At 60.6% G+C, this 16,769-nt stretch carries 25 protein-coding genes and 2 tRNA genes; 2 read left to right on the top strand and 25 right to left on the bottom strand.

The annotated features are described in order from the left end of the window. Positions 1-46: 46 nt before the first annotated feature. The 22 genes from rplR to BM413_RS11975 all read right to left on the bottom strand — a co-directional run bounded on the left by rplR (position 47) and on the right by BM413_RS11975 (position 10,932). The gene (rplR, locus tag BM413_RS12080) at positions 47-406 is read right to left on the bottom strand and encodes a 50S ribosomal protein L18 (RefSeq protein WP_091913576.1); all 360 of its coding nucleotides are present in this window, start codon (positions 404-406) and stop codon (positions 47-49) included. A gap of 87 nt (positions 407-493) precedes the next feature. Continuing rightward, on the bottom strand, positions 494-1,027 hold the full coding sequence (gene rplF, locus BM413_RS12075) for a 50S ribosomal protein L6 (protein WP_091913575.1): 534 nt from the start codon (positions 1,025-1,027) through the stop codon (positions 494-496). Positions 1,028-1,065: 38 nt separating this feature from the next. Next, positions 1,066-1,464 carry a 30S ribosomal protein S8 gene (rpsH, locus tag BM413_RS12070; RefSeq protein WP_091913574.1) on the bottom strand — a complete coding sequence of 133 codons (399 nt, stop codon included), beginning with the start codon at positions 1,462-1,464 and terminating at the stop codon, positions 1,066-1,068. A 12-nt stretch (positions 1,465-1,476) separates the two neighbouring features. Continuing rightward, positions 1,477-1,782 carry a 30S ribosomal protein S14 gene (rpsN, locus tag BM413_RS12065; protein ID WP_091913573.1) on the bottom strand — a complete coding sequence of 102 codons (306 nt, stop codon included), beginning with the start codon at positions 1,780-1,782 and terminating at the stop codon, positions 1,477-1,479. Between the two features lie 27 nt (positions 1,783-1,809). Continuing rightward, the gene (gene rplE, locus BM413_RS12060) at positions 1,810-2,367 is read right to left on the bottom strand and encodes a 50S ribosomal protein L5 (protein ID WP_091913572.1); all 558 of its coding nucleotides are present in this window, start codon (positions 2,365-2,367) and stop codon (positions 1,810-1,812) included. Continuing rightward, positions 2,360-2,674, bottom strand: coding sequence for a 50S ribosomal protein L24 (rplX, locus tag BM413_RS12055; protein WP_091913571.1), 315 nt, complete (start codon positions 2,672-2,674; stop codon positions 2,360-2,362). Before rplX ends, rplE begins: the two co-directional genes overlap by 8 nt. Positions 2,675-2,686: 12 nt before the next feature. Further along, entirely contained in the window at positions 2,687-3,055 is a 369-nt protein-coding gene (gene rplN / locus BM413_RS12050; protein ID WP_006205457.1) for a 50S ribosomal protein L14, read from the bottom strand. Positions 3,056-3,119: 64 nt separating this feature from the next. Further along, positions 3,120-3,365 carry a 30S ribosomal protein S17 gene (gene rpsQ, locus BM413_RS12045; RefSeq protein WP_091913570.1) on the bottom strand — a complete coding sequence of 82 codons (246 nt, stop codon included), beginning with the start codon at positions 3,363-3,365 and terminating at the stop codon, positions 3,120-3,122. 11 nt (positions 3,366-3,376) lie between these two features. Further along, on the bottom strand, positions 3,377-3,577 hold the full coding sequence (rpmC, locus tag BM413_RS12040; protein ID WP_091913569.1) for a 50S ribosomal protein L29: 201 nt from the start codon (positions 3,575-3,577) through the stop codon (positions 3,377-3,379). Between the two features lie 14 nt (positions 3,578-3,591). After that, the gene (rplP, locus tag BM413_RS12035) at positions 3,592-4,005 is read right to left on the bottom strand and encodes a 50S ribosomal protein L16 (RefSeq protein WP_091913568.1); all 414 of its coding nucleotides are present in this window, start codon (positions 4,003-4,005) and stop codon (positions 3,592-3,594) included. Between the two features lie 27 nt (positions 4,006-4,032). Continuing rightward, a complete protein-coding gene (rpsC, locus tag BM413_RS12030; RefSeq protein ID WP_091913567.1) occupies positions 4,033-4,758 on the bottom strand; it encodes a 30S ribosomal protein S3 in 726 nt (241 codons plus the stop codon). After that, a complete protein-coding gene (gene rplV, locus BM413_RS12025; RefSeq protein WP_091913566.1) occupies positions 4,758-5,147 on the bottom strand; it encodes a 50S ribosomal protein L22 in 390 nt (129 codons plus the stop codon). The genes rpsC and rplV overlap by 1 nt, the downstream gene beginning before the upstream one ends. A gap of 1 nt (position 5,148) precedes the next feature. Next, positions 5,149-5,427 carry a 30S ribosomal protein S19 gene (gene rpsS / locus BM413_RS12020; protein ID WP_091913565.1) on the bottom strand — a complete coding sequence of 93 codons (279 nt, stop codon included), beginning with the start codon at positions 5,425-5,427 and terminating at the stop codon, positions 5,149-5,151. Positions 5,428-5,443: 16 nt separating this feature from the next. Beyond that, a complete protein-coding gene (gene rplB, locus BM413_RS12015; RefSeq protein WP_091913564.1) occupies positions 5,444-6,277 on the bottom strand; it encodes a 50S ribosomal protein L2 in 834 nt (277 codons plus the stop codon). Positions 6,278-6,296: 19 nt separating this feature from the next. Next, positions 6,297-6,590: a 50S ribosomal protein L23 gene (locus tag BM413_RS12010; RefSeq protein WP_091913563.1), complete on the bottom strand. Its 294-nt coding sequence runs from the start codon at positions 6,588-6,590 to the stop codon at positions 6,297-6,299. Next, entirely contained in the window at positions 6,587-7,207 is a 621-nt protein-coding gene (rplD, locus tag BM413_RS12005) for a 50S ribosomal protein L4 (RefSeq protein ID WP_091913562.1), read from the bottom strand. The genes BM413_RS12010 and rplD overlap by 4 nt, the downstream gene beginning before the upstream one ends. Next, positions 7,207-7,920, bottom strand: a complete 714-nt coding sequence (rplC, locus tag BM413_RS12000; protein ID WP_091913561.1) for a 50S ribosomal protein L3 — start codon at positions 7,918-7,920, stop codon at positions 7,207-7,209. The genes rplD and rplC overlap by 1 nt, the downstream gene beginning before the upstream one ends. Positions 7,921-7,978: 58 nt before the next feature. Continuing rightward, the gene (rpsJ, locus tag BM413_RS11995) at positions 7,979-8,287 is read right to left on the bottom strand and encodes a 30S ribosomal protein S10 (protein ID WP_006205468.1); all 309 of its coding nucleotides are present in this window, start codon (positions 8,285-8,287) and stop codon (positions 7,979-7,981) included. A 65-nt stretch (positions 8,288-8,352) separates the two neighbouring features. Continuing rightward, positions 8,353-9,528 carry an elongation factor Tu gene (gene tuf / locus BM413_RS11990; RefSeq protein WP_091913560.1) on the bottom strand — a complete coding sequence of 392 codons (1,176 nt, stop codon included), beginning with the start codon at positions 9,526-9,528 and terminating at the stop codon, positions 8,353-8,355. A 412-nt stretch (positions 9,529-9,940) separates the two neighbouring features. Further along, positions 9,941-10,366: a hypothetical protein gene (locus BM413_RS11985; RefSeq protein WP_175544310.1), complete on the bottom strand. Its 426-nt coding sequence runs from the start codon at positions 10,364-10,366 to the stop codon at positions 9,941-9,943. 377 nt (positions 10,367-10,743) lie between these two features. Beyond that, a tRNA-Gly gene (locus BM413_RS11980) sits at positions 10,744-10,817 on the bottom strand. 30 nt (positions 10,818-10,847) lie between these two features. Further along, positions 10,848-10,932, bottom strand: a tRNA-Tyr gene (locus BM413_RS11975). 200 nt (positions 10,933-11,132) lie between these two features. On the opposite strand from BM413_RS11975, the gene rlmB reads away from it, so the two are divergent. After that, the gene (gene rlmB, locus BM413_RS11970; RefSeq protein WP_091913559.1) at positions 11,133-11,990 is read left to right on the top strand and encodes a 23S rRNA (guanosine(2251)-2'-O)-methyltransferase RlmB; all 858 of its coding nucleotides are present in this window, start codon (positions 11,133-11,135) and stop codon (positions 11,988-11,990) included. An 18-nt stretch (positions 11,991-12,008) separates the two neighbouring features. On the opposite strand, the gene BM413_RS11965 is transcribed toward rlmB, so the two are convergent. The 3 genes from BM413_RS11965 to gcl form a co-directional block, all read right to left on the bottom strand. Continuing rightward, positions 12,009-12,926 (bottom strand): 2-hydroxy-3-oxopropionate reductase, encoded by a 918-nt coding sequence (locus tag BM413_RS11965; RefSeq protein ID WP_091913558.1) that lies wholly within the window; start codon positions 12,924-12,926, stop codon positions 12,009-12,011. Positions 12,927-12,949: 23 nt separating this feature from the next. Then, positions 12,950-13,747, bottom strand: coding sequence for a 2-oxo-tetronate isomerase (otnI, locus tag BM413_RS11960; RefSeq protein ID WP_091913557.1), 798 nt, complete (start codon positions 13,745-13,747; stop codon positions 12,950-12,952). A gap of 189 nt (positions 13,748-13,936) precedes the next feature. Further along, positions 13,937-15,718 carry a glyoxylate carboligase gene (gene gcl / locus BM413_RS11955; protein ID WP_091913556.1) on the bottom strand — a complete coding sequence of 594 codons (1,782 nt, stop codon included), beginning with the start codon at positions 15,716-15,718 and terminating at the stop codon, positions 13,937-13,939. A gap of 212 nt (positions 15,719-15,930) precedes the next feature. On the opposite strand from gcl, the gene bhcR reads away from it, so the two are divergent. Further along, positions 15,931-16,767 (top strand): HTH-type transcriptional regulator BhcR, encoded by an 837-nt coding sequence (gene bhcR / locus BM413_RS11950; RefSeq protein WP_091913555.1) that lies wholly within the window; start codon positions 15,931-15,933, stop codon positions 16,765-16,767. The last annotated feature ends 2 nt before the right edge of the window (positions 16,768-16,769 follow it).

Raw genomic sequence — 16,769 nt, 5'->3', positions numbered from 1 at the left:
CTGTCGATCATGCGACGAGGCGCCACGCGCCTCGCAACAAATCGGATCAGAAGCTCAGGCCGGCCTCGCGGGCGGCTTCGGCAAGCGCCTTGACGCGGCCGTGATAGATGTACGGGCCACGGTCGAAGACGACTTCCTTGACGCCGGCCTTGGAGGCGCGTTCGGCAAGCAGCTTGCCGACGGCGGCAGCAGCGGCGACATCGGCGCCGGTCTTCAGCGAGCCCTTGATGTCCTTTTCGAGGGTCGAAGCGGCAGCAACGGTGTGGCCCTTCGAATCGTCGATGATCTGCGCGTGGATGTTCTTCGACGAGCGGTAGACCGACAGACGCAGACGGTCGCCGGAGACCTTCTTGATCTGACGGCGAACGCGCGCGGCGCGGCGCTGGGTGGTTTCCTTGGAAGCCATAATGTCTGTTCCTTGCCTTCTTGGACGGGTGCGGCCATGTGCGGTAGGCGAATGCGCCTCCCGCGACCGCGCACCGCGGCGTTATAATTACTTCTTCTTGCCTTCTTTGCGGACGATCTTCTCGCCAGCATATTTCACGCCCTTGCCCTTGTAGGGCTCAGGTTCGCGATACTTGCGGATCTCGGCCGCAACCTGGCCAACCGCCTGCTTGTCGATGCCGGTGACGACGATTTCGGTCGGCTTCGGCACGGTAATCGTGATGCCTTCCGGCGTCTGGTAGACCACGTCATGGCTGAAGCCAAGCGCGAGCTGCAGGTTCTTGCCCTGCAGGGCCGCACGATAGCCGACGCCGCTGATCTCGAGCTTCTTCTCGAAGCCATCCTTAACGCCGTTGAGGATGTTGACGATCTGCGTGCGCGACATGCCCCACTTGGAGCGGGCGACCTTCGACTGGTCGCGCGGCTGAACGGCGATCTGGCCGTCCTCGAACTTGACCAGCACTTCGTCGTTGACCACGAACTTCAGTTCGCCCTTGGGGCCCTTTGCCGTGACGGTCTGGCCGTCGACGGAAGCGGTCACGCCCTGGGGCAACGGAACGGGTTTCTTGCCAATACGAGACATGTTGTTGTCCTCGTTCTTTCTGTCTTATGCTCGCCCGATCAGAATATCTGGCAGAGGATTTCCCCGCCGACATTCTGTTCGCGCGCTTCATGGTCCGCCATCACGCCCTTCGGCGTCGACAGGATCGAAATGCCGAGGCCGTTGGCCACCTGCGGGATCGACTTGACCGACACGTAAACGCGGCGGCCGGGCTTCGACACGCGGGCGATCTCGCGGATCACCGGTGCGCCGTCGAAATACTTCAGTTCGATCTCGATTTCCGACTTGCCGTTGTCATAGTCGACCTGGCTGTAGTCGCGGATGTAGCCTTCCGCCTTCAGAACGTCGAGGACACGGGCACGCAGACGCGAGGCCGGCGTCGAAACCTTCGACTTCTTACGGCCATAGGCGTTGCGGATGCGGGTCAGCATATCGCCGAGAGGATCACTTAGTGACATGTCGTGTGCTCCTTACCAGCTCGACTTGACCAGGCCCGGGACAGCGCCCAGCGAGCCAAGTTCGCGCAATGCAATACGCGACATCTTCAGTTTGCGATAATAGGCGCGCGGACGGCCGGTGATCTCGCAACGGTTGCGAATGCGGGTCTTGGACGTGTTGCGCGGCATTGCCGCAAGCTTCAGCTGCGCCCGGAAACGATCTTCGATCGGAAGGCTCTTGTCCATGATCGTCGCCTTGAGAGCCTTACGCTTTGCAGCGTTCTGCTCGACAAGCTTACGACGCCTGTTGTTTTTCTCGACTGAGCTGGTCTTTGCCATTTCAGATTTTTCCTTTTCTCGCTGCCGTTACTGGCGGAAGGGGAAGTTGAAAGCCTTGAGCAGTGCCCGGGCTTCGTCGTCCGTCTTCGCAGTCGTACAAACGATGATGTCCATACCCCAGATCTGGTCGACCTTGTCATAGGCGATCTCTGGGAAAATGATATGTTCCTTGATGCCCATGGCGTAGTTGCCACGGCCATCGAAGCTCTTCGGGTTCAGGCCGCGGAAGTCGCGGACGCGCGGCAGCGCGATCGTGACCAGACGGTCCAGGAACTCGTACATGCGGTCCTTGCGCAGGGTAACCTTTGCGCCGAGCGGCATCTTCTCGCGGACCTTGAAGCCGGCGATCGAATTGCGCGCATAGGTGATGACCGGCTTCTGGCCGGCGATCAGCGCCAGGTCAGCGGCGGCAACCGAAGGCTTCTTCGAGTCCGACGTCGCTTCACCGACACCCATGTTCAGGACGATCTTGTCGAGACGGGGTACTTCCATCTCGTTGTCGTATTTGAATTCTTCGAGCAGCGCCTTGCGGATGGTCTCGTCATAGACCGAGCGCAAGCGGGCCTGATATTCTGCCTTAGCCATTGATCACTTCTCCCGAGCGCTTTGCCACGCGCACCTTGGTCCCGTCCTTCTGGACCTGGAAACCGACGCGGGTCGGCTTTCCGTCCTTGGGGTCGACCAGCGCGATGTTCGACAAATGGATCGGCGCTTCCTTGGTAATGATCCCGCCCTCTTGGGACTGGGACTGCTTCTGATGACGGCGGATCATGTTCACGCCGCGAACGACTGCCTTGTCGTCCTTGGGCATGACCCGGACGACTTCACCCGAACGGCCCTTGTCCTTGCCGGCCAGAACGACGACCTTGTCGCCTTTGCGAATCTTTTGCATTTTTCCGGCTCCTTACAGCACTTCAGGCGCGAGCGAGATGATCTTCATGTGGTTCTTGGCGCGGAGTTCGCGCGGAACCGGTCCAAAGATACGCGTGCCGATCGGCTCTTTCTTGTTGTCGACGAGAACGGCTGCGTTCTTGTCGAAACGGATCACGCTGCCGTCCGGACGACGAATGTCCTTGGCCGTGCGAACCACGACCGCCTTCATCACATCGCCCTTCTTGACGCGGCCGCGCGGAATGGCTTCCTTGATCGACACCACGATGATGTCACCGACGGAAGCGTATTTCCGCTTCGAGCCGCCCAGCACCTTGATGCACATGACACGACGAGCGCCGGAATTGTCCGCGACGTCGAGGTTTGTTTGCATCTGAATCATGACTGACCGCCTTCTTCATTCCTGGGAAGAGCCCTCGCCCTACCCGGTCTGTCCAAAAATTTACTTACTGCGACGCCTGGGCGTCTGTGATGACGACCCAGCGCTTATCCTTGGAGATCGGCGCCGACTCCTGGATGAAGACCTGATCGCCGACCTTGCACGCGTTGTTTTCGTCGTGCGCCTTGTACTTCTTCGACATACGCACGGTCTTCTTCATGACCGGATGCGTGAAGCGCCGTTCGACCTTGACGACGACCGTCTTCTCGTTCTTGTCGCTGACGACGGTGCCCTGCAGAATGCGCTTTGGCATGATTTTCGTCCTTATGCCTTCTTGGCCGAAGATTTTTCGGCGGCGATGGTCTTGATGCGCGCGATGTCCCTGCGGACTTCCTTCACGCGGGCTGTCTTCTCGAGCTGGCCTGTCGCCTTCTGGAAGCGCAGGTTGAACTGCTCCTTCTTCAGCGAGGCCAGATCGTCATTCAACTGGTCGGCGGTCTTGGACCGTGCTTCTGCGGCTTTCATGACTCGTGACCTTTCTATTCAGCTATACGCTGTACGAAACGCGTTCTGACGGAGAGCTTGGCAGCGCCGAGACGCAGCGCTTCACGCGCCACTTCTTCCGACACGCCGTCGATCTCGAACATCACACGGCCCGGCTTGATACGGCACGCCCAGTAGTCGACCGCGCCCTTGCCCTTGCCCATGCGGACTTCGGTAGGCTTCGAGGTCACCGGAACGTCCGGGAAAATACGGATCCACACACGGCCCTGGCGCTTCATTTCACGCGTGATCGCGCGGCGTGCCGCCTCGATCTCGCGTGCGGTGACGCGGTTAGGCTCCAGCGCCTTCAGTCCGAAGCCACCAAAATCCAGGTCGGTGCCGCCCTTGGCGGCGCCGTGGATGCGGCCCTTGAACTGCTTGCGGAACTTTGTGCGCTTTGGCTGCAGCATCGTTCTTACTCCAAATTCCTATGCTTCTCAGGCGTTCTCGCGGCGGCGGCCGCCACGGTCGTTACGCTCGCCTGCATGTGCGTGCTCGCCTTCCGTCGCGCGGCGCTCCGAAGCCATCGGGTCGTGCTCGAGGATTTCGCCCTTGAACACCCAGACCTTGACGCCGCAGATGCCATAAGCCGTCTTGGCTTCGGCCGTGCCGTAGTCAACGTCAGCGCGCAGCGTGTGCAGCGGCACGCGACCTTCGCGATACCATTCCATACGTGCGATTTCAGCGCCGCCGAGACGGCCCGAGCAGTTGATGCGGATGCCTTCGGCGCCGAGACGCATGGCCGACTGGACAGCGCGCTTCATCGCACGGCGGAACGCGATACGGCGCTCGAGCTGCTGTGCGATCGACTGCGCGACCAGGGTCGCGTCGATCTCGGGCTTGCGAACCTCGACGATGTTGAGGTGCGTTTCCGACTTGGTCATCTCCATCAGCTTCTTGCGAAGCTTTTCGATGTCCGCGCCCTTCTTGCCGATGATCAGGCCAGGACGGGCAGCGTGGATCGTGACGCGGCACTTCTTGTGCGGACGCTCGATGACGACCTTCGAGATCGCAGCCTGCTTGAGCTCTTCCTTAAGATACTCGCGGATCTTGATGTCTTCATGCAGCAGCTGGCCGTACTCGCCGGTGTTTGCGTACCAGCGGGAGTCCCAGGTGCGGTTAATGCCGAGGCGGAAACCGATCGGATTGATTTTCTGACCCATCAGGCGGCCTCCCCTTTCTCTTCGACTTCACGAACAACGATCGTGAGGTGCGAAAATGGCTTCTCGATGCGGCTTGCACGGCCGCGGCCACGGGCGTGGAAGCGCTTCATGACGATCGACTTGCCGACATAGGCTTCAGCAACGATCAGCGCATCGACGTCGAGGTCGTGATTGTTTTCCGCGTTGGCGATCGCCGACTCCAGCGTCTTCTTGACGGTGTCGGAGATGCGCTTGCGCGAGAATTCCAGATCCGAAAGCGCGGTCGCGACCTTCTTGCCGCGGATGAGCGCGGCAACCAGGTTCAGCTTCTGCGGGCTGACGCGGATGGTGCGGAGGACCGCACGCGCCTCGTTGTCAGCAAGCCTGCGCGGAGCTTTGGCCTTGCCCATGTTACTTCCTCTTCGCTTTCTTGTCCGCGCCGTGACCGTAATAGGTCCGCGTCGGGGCGAATTCGCCCAACTTGTGGCCGACCATGTCTTCAGACACGGAGACCGGGATATGCTTCTGGCCGTTGTAGACACCGAAGGTCAAGCCGACGAACTGCGGCAGAACCGTGGAGCGACGGCTCCAGGTCTTTATCACTTCACTACGGCCGCCCTCGCGCACCTTCTCGGCTTTCTTGAGAAGAAAGCCGTCGATGAACGGGCCTTTCCAAACTGAACGGGTCACGTCAGACTACCTCTCTTTAGCTCTTGCGCTGATGGCGCGAGCGCAGGATGAACTTGTCGGTCGCCTTGTTGGACCGCGTCTTCTTGCCCTTGGTCGGCTTGCCCCACGGGGTAACCGGGTTACGACCACCAGAGGTGCGGCCTTCACCACCGCCGTGCGGATGGTCGACCGGGTTCATGGTGACGCCGCGGTTATGCGGGCGCTTGCCGCGCCAGACAGTGCGACCTGCCTTGCCGTCGTTGATGTTGGAGTGGTCCGGATTGGAGACCGCTCCGACAGTCGCGATGCACGAACCGTGCACGACGCGCTGTTCACCAGAGTTCAGGCGAAGGATAGCCATGCCCTGATCGCGGCCGACGAGCTGTGCATAGGCACCTGCCGAACGTGCGATCTGGCCGCCCTTGCCGGGCTTCAGCTCGACATTGTGGACGATCGTGCCAACCGGCATCGAACCCAGTGGCATCGCATTGCCCGGCTTCACGTCGACGCTCTCGCCGGCGATGACCTTGTCGCCAACGGCGAGGCGCTGCGGCGCCAGGATGTAGTTCAGCTCGCCATCGTCATACTTGATCAGCGCGATGAAAGCCGTGCGGTTCGGATCGTACTCGAGGCGTTCCACAGTCGCCGACACGTCGAACTTGCGGCGCTTGAAGTCGATGATGCGATACGAACGCTTGTGACCGCCGCCGATGAAGCGAGCCGTGATACGACCGTAGTTGTTGCGGCCGCCCGACTTGGTCAGGCCTTCGGTCAGACCCTTGACCGGCTTGCCCTTGTACAGCGCCGAGCGGTCGACGATGACCAACTGGCGAAGGCTTGGCGTTACCGGCTTGAATTTCTTGAGTGCCATTGTTCTGTCCTCGCGCCTGTCAGAGACCCGTCGCGACGTCGATCGACTGGCCGTCGGCCAGCGTCACAATCGCCTTCTTCACGTCGCTCTGACGGCCAATCGTGCCGCGGAAACGCTTCACCTTGCCCTTGCGGACCAGCGTGTTGACCGCCGTGACCTTGACGCTGAACAGCGCTTCGATCGCAGCCTTGATTTCCGGCTTCGTCGCCTTCTTGGCGACATTGAAGACGACCTGGTTCTGTTCGGAAGCCATGGTCGACTTTTCGGTGATCGCCGGCGAGACGATCACGTCGTAGTGGCGGAGATCCGTCATTTGAAGCGCTCCTCGAGAGCCTCGACGGCGGCCTTCGAAAGGACCAGCGTGCCGCGGCGCAGAATGTCGTAGACGTTGATGCCCTGGATGGGCAGCACGTCGATGTTCGGAATGTTCGACGCAGCGCGCTTGAAGTTCACGTCAAGCTCGGCACCGCCGATCACCAGTGCGTTGGTCAGGCCGAGCTTGGCGAAGTTCGTCACCAGGGCCTTCGTCTTGGCTTCGGACATCGCCAGATCATCGACGATGATCAGGTTGGACGCCTTCAGCTTGGCCGAAAGAGCGTGCTTCAGGCCGAGAGCGCGGACCTTCTTGGGAAGGTCGTGCTCATGGCTGCGAACAACCGGGCCGTGGGCCTTGCCGCCGCCGCGGAACTGCGGAGCGCGAGCCGAATGGTGACGAGCGCGGCCCGTACCCTTCTGCTTGTACATCTTGGCACCGGTACGCGCGATTTCGGCGCGGCCCTTGGCCTTGTGCGTGCCCTGCTGCTTCTTGGCAAGCTGCCAGCGCACGACGCGCTGCAGAATGTCTTCGCGCGGATCAAGGCCGAAAATCTCCTCGGAGAGTTTCACCTTGCCGGCATCTTCGCCGCCAAGCGTTGAAATCTTGAGATCCATTATTCAGCTCCTTCTTTGGCGGAAGCTTCAGTCTTCTGCCCGGCACGAATGCCAGCCGGCTTCGGAGCGTTTTCCGGCAGTGCTTCCTTGGCGGCGTCGCGAACCAGGATCCAGGCGCCCTTGGTGCCGGGAACGGCGCCGCGGATCAGGATCAGGCCGCGGTCCGTGTCGGTCGAAACGACCTCAACGTTCTGCGTGGTCACGCGGGTAGCACCCATGTGGCCGGCCATCTTCTTACCCTTGAACACCTTGCCCGGGTCCTGACGCTGACCGGTCGAACCGTGTGCACGGTGCGAAACCGAGTTACCGTGGGTCGCGCGGCCACCACCGAAGTTGTGGCGCTTCATGACACCCTGGAAACCCTTACCCGTCGAGGTGCCCGTCACGTCGACCTTCTGGCCGGGGACGTAATGCTCAACGGTGATTTCGACGCCGACGTCGAGCATGTTGTCGTCCGACACGCGGAATTCGGCAACCTTCGACTTCGGCTCGACGGAGGCGGCAGCGAAATGACCGCGCATCGCCTTCGACGTGTTCTTGACCTTGGCCAGACCAACGCCGAGCTGAACGGCCGTGTAGCCATTCTTCTCTTTCGTGCGCTGAGCCACGACCTGGCAGTTCTCCATGCGGAGAACCGTAACGGGCACATGCTCGCCAGCATCATTATAGATGCGGGTCATGCCCAACTTCTGTGCGATAACACCTGAACGCATCGGTTCGTTTTCCTTCAGAGGAGCCGTTTGGGTCTGCTCGCCCGGCTCATGTTAGCTCTTAGAGCTTGATTTCGACGTCGACACCTGCGGCGAGGTCGAGCTTCATCAGAGCATCGACGGTCTGCGGGGTCGGATCGACGATGTCCAGCAGACGCTTGTGCGTGCGCATCTCGAACTGCTCGCGGCTCTTCTTGTCGACGTGGGGCGAGCGGTTCACAGTGAACTTCTCGATCCGGGTCGGCAGCGGAATGGGCCCGCGAACATTGGCGCCGGTGCGCTTTGCCGTCGACACGATTTCGCGCGTCGAGGCGTCGAGCACCCGATGATCAAACGCCTTCAGGCGGATGCGGATATTCTGTCCGTTCATGCGTCACTTCCTTGTTCTGGCGCGGCGCGGGCTTTTACCGCGCCCGCGACAGATCGGTTAATTACTTATTCGACGATGGTGACGACGACGCCGGCACCGACGGTGCGGCCGCCTTCACGGATGGCGAAGCGGAGCTTCTCTTCCATCGCGATCGGCACGATCAGTTCGACATCGACCGTCACATTGTCGCCCGGCATCACCATTTCAGTGCCTTCGGCCAACTGCACGATGCCCGTCACGTCCGTCGTGCGGAAATAGAACTGCGGACGGTAGTTGGTGAAGAACGGCGTATGACGGCCACCCTCTTCCTTTGTCAGGATGTAGGCTTCAGCCTTGAACTTCTTGTGCGGCTTGACCGAACCCGGCTTGGCCAGAACCTGGCCGCGCTCGACGCCTTCACGGTCAACGCCGCGCAGCAGCGCGCCGATGTTGTCGCCGGCCTGACCCTGATCGAGCAGCTTGCGGAACATCTCGACGCCCGTGCAGGTCGTCTTCGACGTCGCGCGGATGCCGACGATCTCGAGTTCTTCGCCAACCTTGACGATGCCGCGCTCGACGCGGCCGGTCACAACCGTGCCACGGCCCGAGATCGAGAACACGTCTTCGATCGGCATCAGGAACGGCTGGTCGATCGGACGCTCAGGCGTCGGGATGTAGGCGTCGACCGCTGCCATCAGCTCGCGGATCGCGTCTTCGCCGATCTTCTTGTCGGAATCTTCAAGAGCAGCCAGAGCCGAACCCTTGACGATCGGAATGTCGTCGCCCGGGAATTCGTTCTTCGACAGAAGCTCGCGAACTTCCAGCTCAACCAGCTCGAGCAGCTCGGCGTCATCGACCTGGTCGACCTTGTTCAGGAACACCACGATCGAAGGCACGCCGACCTGACGGGCGAGCAGGATGTGCTCGCGGGTCTGCGGCATCGGGCCGTCAGCTGCCGAAACAACCAGGATCGCGCCGTCCATCTGGGCAGCACCGGTGATCATGTTCTTCACATAGTCGGCGTGGCCGGGGCAGTCGACGTGGGCATAGTGACGGTTCGGCGTCTCGTACTCGACATGCGCCGTCGAGATCGTGATGCCGCGCGCCTTCTCTTCAGGAGCAGCGTCGATCTGGTCATACGCCTTGAACTCGCCAAAATACTTCGTAATCGCAGCCGTCAATGACGTCTTGCCATGGTCAACGTGACCAATCGTGCCAATGTTCACATGCGGCTTGTTGCGCTCAAATTTACTCTTAGCCATTGATATTTTCCTTGGCGGCTGTGCTTCGGTTTGGGTTCGAATTCGGGGCGATTAGCGACAAAGGCCAAAAAACACAAGAGTCTTTTGACCTTTCGATGCCGGCCCAGAGCATCGGACCGAAAAGTGGATTCGGTTTTCGGAATAGTCCGATGCTCATTCTAAGTCCTAGATCGTCCTTTATGCGTCCGAATGGACGCACAACGATCTAGCCGGGACGACCGCTCCGATTTTAGTGTTGACGCCGATATAGGTATGCGCTGCCACAATTCAAAGGGCGGCAGAGAGCTGTTGGTTTTTTCGGGATATCTGCCGCAGCCTTGGTAATCGAGTAGCTTGTTTCGTCTGCCAAGTGGCCGTCCGCGCGCCGACAATATTCAGCACGCGGACTGCAATCCACGAAAATCACCCAGTTCTAGCGGCCGTGATAGTCAGGTCGCAGCACGGCGGGCATTGGCTGGCCGCTGGGCACCGGGCTTGGCCGGACATCAGGTCTCCCGTTGCCCGGATTGGGCCTCGGCGGGCGCGGACCGACATCTGGCCGCCCGCCACTCCCGCCCCCGACATTCGGCGGGCGCCCGCCGCCGACCATCGGCGGCCGCGGCCTGCCGGGATTGTCGTAGTGCGGACGATGCCTGCGATGATCGCGACGATAATAGCCGCCGTCCTCGTAGATCACACCACCGCCATAGTACCCGCCGCCGCCGTAATAGCCGCCGCCGTCATACGGGCCTCTGTCGTAATAGCCATCGTCGTAATAGGCCCCGGTGTCGACGCAACCGCTCAGGGCCAGGCCGGAAATGCCGATTGCGGCGGCAACAAATAAAGTCTTCGCAGACATGGCAGCATCTCCTGCGTTTCCATCTCCAGGAGATATGGTGCGCAGATTACACGCGGCAAGATAGGAACGGTCATCGCCATGCTCGGCCGGCCAATGGCGGAACCGAGCGCGCTGGCGTGGGAAGCTCGCCGGGGTAAGAGCCCCCGCCCCTCCCCGGCGAGCCTTCACATCCCTGATCAATATCGAGACACGATCAGGGCCGGCTATTGCCGGCAAGCAATACCAAGCAGGACTGATGCCAGAATTTTCTTCCCGAAATGAAACACCTGGCGATCAAGGTGCGTCATGATTTGGCACCGTGAGACTGTGATCGCGCAAAGGTTTGAAGCGAAACCGACAATTCGCTCAAACGACCGGCATATTTTGTGGCTTTTATCTGGAGCGGGTAGCGGGAATCGAACCCGCGTATTCAGCTTGGAAGGCTGCTGCTCTACCATTGAGCTATACCCGCGTCTTATATTCAAGGCTTCCGGGCCGGCAGTGGTGGAGAGGGTTGGATTCGAACCAACGTAGACTGAGTCAACGGATTTACAGTCCGTCCCCTTTAACCACTCGGGCACCTCTCCAAACTGCTGCCAGGAGCCTTGCAACGAGGCATTCTGCGGATTGTCAGCCAGGTAACTCCCTGCCCGCCAACCTGCGAAGCGCCTTATGGCGGCAAGGCAAAACACTGTCAACCGCACTGCCCGAGATTTCAGAACGAAATTCGCAATGCCCTCACGCCGCTGCCATATCCAAAAGGAAAACGCACCGTTATAGAACGCTTATGAGCGACGATAAAAAATCCAAGACACCGAAAGATACCCATTACGCCAAGCTTCGGCGCGCCTATCGCGACCAGAAGAGTGGCGGCCAGCCGGCTTTCCGGCCAAAACCGAACGTTCCGCCGGGCGAAGCAGCACCAGACGGCATCTTGCGGCTCTACGGGCTGCATACGGTGCGTGCAGCGATCGACAATCCGCGCCGCAAGATCAGCCGGATGCTGGTAACGCGCAATGCGCTGGAACGGCTGGAGATCGCGGATTCGGACGCGCTGCCCTTTGCCGTTGAAATCGTCGAGCCGCGCGATATCGACAAGATCACCGGCAGCGACGCGGTGCATCAGGGCGTATTGATCGAGACCGCACCCCTGAAGCCCAAGGCGCTCAACGCGCTTGGCGACACACCTTTGGTGCTGGTGCTTGACCAGGTCACCGACCCGCACAATGTCGGTGCGATCATTCGATCGGCAGTGGCTTTTGGCGCCGGCGCACTGATCACCACGCAGCGCCATAGCCCGCACGAATCGGGCGTACTGGCAAAGTCCGCCTCCGGCGCGCTGGAACACATCGACATGATCGAGGTGAAGAATCTGTCTGACGCGCTCGGCCAGCTGCACGAAGCCGGCTTCCAGACCATCGGCCTCGATTCGGAAGGTCCGGCGGAACTGGAAAAATCCTTTGACGCGCAAAAAATAGCCCTTGTCCTTGGGGCTGAGGGCAAGGGCCTGCGCCAGAAGACGCGCGAAACCGTGACGGCACTCGCCCGGCTCGACATGCCGGGCGCGATCCGCTCGCTCAATGTGTCGAATGCGGCGGCGATATCGCTTTATGCGGCGCGGAAGTTCTTGGCGGCCAGCGAGTAACGCGTCGGCTAGCCGCGATCAGGCGGCTTCGCTCTTCGTGGCGATCACTTCGGTACCGACCTCGAAATTCGCCATTCGTTCCAGCGCGCGCACCAACGCTGAGTGATCCTCCTTCGCCCCGCCATTGGCGGCGCATGAGTTGAAAAGCTCTTGAGTCATCGACGTGTTTGGCAGCGAGACGCCGAGCGCCTTGGCGCCCTGAAGTGCCAGGTTCAGATCCTTCTGGTGCAGTTCGATGCGGAAGCCCGGCGCAAAAGTGCGCTTGACCATGCGCTCGCCATGGACCTCGAGGATGCGCGAATTGGCGAGACCGCCCATCAGCGCCTGCCGCACTTTTGCCGGATCCGCACCCGCCTTGGATGCGAAAACGAGCGCCTCGGCAACCGCCTCGATGGTCAGCGCAACGACGATCTGGTTGGCGACCTTGGTGGTCTGGCCGACGCCATTGGGTCCAACCAGCGTGATGTTCTTGCCGAGCTTTTCGAAAACCGGTGTCGCGCGATCGAACGCCGCCTGCGAACCGCCGACCATGATCGTCAGCGATGCGGCCTTTGCACCAACCTCGCCACCCGAGACCGGCGCATCGAGATAATCGCAGCCGAGTTCGTTGATCTTTCTGGCGAACTCCTTCGTCTCGATGGGCGATATCGAGCTCATGTCGATGACGAGCTTGTTCCTGGAAAGTCCTGAACTGACACCATTTTCACCAAACAGGACGTCAGCGACCTGCGGCGTATCCGGCACCATGGTGATGATGATGTCGGCAGCGCGCGCCACAGCATCATTGCCCGTCACGACCTTCAGGCCCTTGGCCACGAGGTCGGCCGACGGTGCGCTGCGGTGGTCGGTGGTCACGACCTCGTAGCCCGCGTCCAAAAGATGTCCTGCCATGGGTGCGCCCATGATGCCGAGGCCGATAAAGCCGATCTTTTCCATTTTATGTCTCCTGTTCTGATCAGCTAGGCTGCTGCGGTCGCCTTGCCGGCAAACTCCCGAAACCACCCAAGCCCTTCATCCGTGCCGGCCTTGGGCTTGTATTCGGCGCCGACCCAGCCGGCGTAGCCGATGCGGTCGAGATGTTCGTAGAGGAAGGGATAGTTGATCTCGCCCGTCCCCGGTTCGTGACGGCCGGGATTGTCCGCAAGCTGGATATGCGCGATGCGGCCGAGATTTGCCTCGATCGTCCGGGCGAGATCCCCCTCCATGATCTGCATGTGATAGATGTCGTATTGCAGGTAGAGATTGTCCGAGCTGACCTTCTCGATAAGCGCGAGCGCCTGCTTCGTATTGGTCAGGAAAAAACCGGGAATATCGAGCGTGTTGATCGGTTCGATCAGCAGGCGGATGCCAGCCTCTTTCAAACGCGATGCAGCGTATTTCAAGTTCTCGACGAACACGTCCTCAAGCGTGGCGCGATCTACGCCTGCAGGCGCAATGCCAGCCAGACAATTGACCTGCGGACAGCCCAGCGCCTTGGCATAGGTGATCGCCTTGTCCACGCCTGCGCGGAATTCTTCGACCCGCTCCGGCAAGACCGCAATGCCGCGTTCGCCCTTTGCCCAATCGCCGGGCGGCAGGTTGAACAGCACCTGCGAAAGACCGTTCTTCTTCAGGCGTGCAGCCACGACGTCCGGCGCATGGTCATAGGGCCCGATATACTCAATGCCCTGAAATCCGGCGCGCGCCGCTGCGTCGAAACGGTCGAGAAAATCATGCTCGCCAAAGAGCATGGAAAGATTGGCGGAAAATTTTGGCATCGGTGGTTCCTTTTATTTCCGGTGCGTCCTTCGAGGCTCGCTCCGCTCGCACCTCAGGATGAGGGTGGTTTTAGTCATTCACCCAAGTTCTGTTGCGCAGGCATTCCAGAGCTTGGCAAGAAAGTGCCCACCTCCCTCATCCTGAGGTGCGAGCGGAGCGAGCCGCGAAGGACGCACCCAGTCGCGATGTTAATCCAGCAGCGCGATCGCAGTCGGCGCGTCTTCGTTCTTTTCGGCAAGCTCCTCGAATTCGACGATGTTGTCGATTTCCATGCCCATCGAAATATTCGTCACCCGTTCGAGGATGAATTCGAGCACGACCGGCACCTGATGCTCCTTCACTAGCCGCTTCGCCTCGGCAAAGCCCTTCGCGAATTCGTCCGGCCTGCGAACCCGCACCGCCTTGCAGCCCATCGCCTCGGCGACAGCGACATGATCGACACCGTAGCCGACCTCGGCATGGCCAACCGTGTTGATGTTCTCAAAAGCCAGGCTGACCTCGAAATCCATCGAAAAGCCGCGCTGGGCCTGCCGGATCAGGCCGAGATAAGCATTGTTCACGACGACATGGATGTAGGGCAGCTTGTGCTGTGCGCCGACCGCCAGCTCCTCGATCATGAACTGGAAATCGTAGTCGCCTGACAGCGCCACGATATCGCGCTCAGGATCGGCCGCGCGCACGCCGAGGGCTGCCGGCAGCGTCCAGCCGAGTGGGCCGGCCTGCCCGCAATTGATCCAGTTGCGCGGCCTGTAGACATGCAGGAACTGCGCCCCGGCGATCTGGGAAAGACCGATCGTCGTGACATAGGTCGTGTCGCGGCCGAAAGCCTTGTTCATCTCCTCATAGACCCGCTGCGGCTTCAGCGGCACCTGGTCGAAATGCGTCTTGCGCTTCATGGTCTTCTTGCGCGCCTGGCATTCCCTGGCCCAGCCACTCCAGTCGCGCAGTTTTCCGGCAGTCTTCCACTCGGTGGCGACATCGAGCAGCATTTTCAGCGCAGCGCCTGCGTCCGAGACGATGCCGAAGTCGGGTGCGAAGACGCGGCCGATCTGCGTCGGCTCGATATCGATGTGAACGAACTTGCGGCCGGCGGTGTATTTCTCGACCGAGCCGGTGTGGCGGTTGGCCCAGCGGTTGCCGATGCCGATGACGAAATCGGACGCCAGCATCGTCGCATTGCCGTAGCGGTGCGATGTCTGCAGCCCGCACATGCCGGCCATCAACCGGTGATCATCAGGGATCGTGCCCCAGCCCATCAGCGTTGGGATGACAGGCACGCCCGTGATCTCGGCAAACTCGACCAATAGGTCGGACGCATCGGCATTGATGATGCCGCCGCCGGCAACGATCAGCGGGTGTTCCGCTTCGTTGAGCATGGAAAGCGCCTTTTCGGCCTGGGCGCGGCTGATCGCCGGCTTGTGCGGCACCATCGGCTCGTAGGTGTCGATGTCGAACTCGATCTCGGCAAGCTGAACGTCGATCGGGAGGTCGACCAGAACCGGCCCCGGACGGCCCGAGCGCATCAGGAAAAACGCCTTCTGCAGTGCCATCGGCACCAGGTATGGTTCCATGACGGTAACGGCCCATTTGGTGACGGGTGCTGCAATCGCTGCGATATCGACCGCCTGGAAATCCTCCTTGTTGAGACGCGCCCGCGGCGCCTGCCCGGTAATGCAGAGGATCGGGATCGAATCCGCCGAGGCCGAATAAAGCCCGGTGATCATGTCGGTGCCGGCCGGGCCGGACGTGCCGATGCACAGGCCGATGTTGCCGGCCTTGGTCCGCGTATAGCCTTCCGCCATATGCGAAGCGCCCTCGACATGACGCGCCAGAATATGACGCACGGTGCCCCGCGCCTTCAGCGCTGAGTAAAACGGATTGATCGCGGCCCCCGGCACGCCAAAGGCACAATCGATACCTTCCTTTTCCAAAACGAGAACCGCCGCATCGACGGCGCGCATCCTTGCCATTTTTTCCTCCACGAGAGTGGGTGTGATCTGATGGCTGGATCATGACAGCGGTCTTCCGAATTCTCAATTTTTCCAGAATATTTTTCCATTTTCAGAAAAATAATCTTATATGCTGATTTCAAATGACTTTTCGTTTTTCACAGAAGTTGTTTGCCAGTTGATGAAATATTTTTTTATTATGCCTCAAGAAATTCGTTACGCGGAGCGAACCGATGGAAACTGCCGAAAAGCGCCAGCGCGGGCGTCCACGCTCCTTCAATGCGCCAGCCGACGCCGGCCCTGTGCAAGCACTGGACCGGGCACTGCGCATCCTTGCGATCGTTGCCGAGGGCAACGGCCTGTCGCTGAGCGAGGTGGCGGCTAGTTCCGGCCTTGCCCCGTCGACGGCCTACCGCATGCTGACCACGCTCGAAGGCCACGGCATGGTCGAGTTCGAGAAGACCGAGCAGCTCTGGTCGATCGGCGTCGAGACCTATCGCATGGGTTCAGCCTTCCTGCGCCGCCGCAAGCTGGTGGATCGCGCCCGCATCGTCATGCAGGATCTGATGGAAAAAACCGGCGAGACCGCAAATCTCGGCGTTGCCGAGGATGACTGCGTGGTTTTCGTCAGCCAGGTCGAGACGCATCAGGCAATCCGTGCCTTCTTCCGGCCGGGCACGCGCAGCTCATTTCATGCATCCGGTATCGGCAAGGCGATCCTGGCGCATCTGGCGCCCGAACGGGTGGCAGTGATCGTCCGCAAAGCAGGGCTAGAGGCCTACACGCCGAAAACGCTGGCCAACGCCCCTGCCCTTACCCGCGACCTTGATGAAATCAGGACCCGCGGCTGGTCCGTCGACGATGAGGAGCGTCATCCCGGCATGCGTTGCGTGGCGGCGGCAATCTTCAACGAGTTCGGCGAACCGGTCGGCGGCGTGTCGGTGTCGGGACCCACGGTTCGTGTCACGCCGGATCGTCTGGCGCAGATCGGGCCGCTCGTTCAGGAAGCGGCCCTGGAGATCACGAAAATGATCGGCGGGGAGAATCCGGCAGCAAACAAACGGGACTGACT

The sequence above is a fragment of the Mesorhizobium sp. YR577 genome (genome assembly GCF_900116595.1).
Taxonomy (GTDB): domain Bacteria; phylum Pseudomonadota; class Alphaproteobacteria; order Rhizobiales; family Rhizobiaceae; genus Mesorhizobium_M.
The sequence above is the reverse complement of the archived record's forward strand: the minus strand, read 5'-3'. Positions and strand labels throughout refer to the sequence as shown.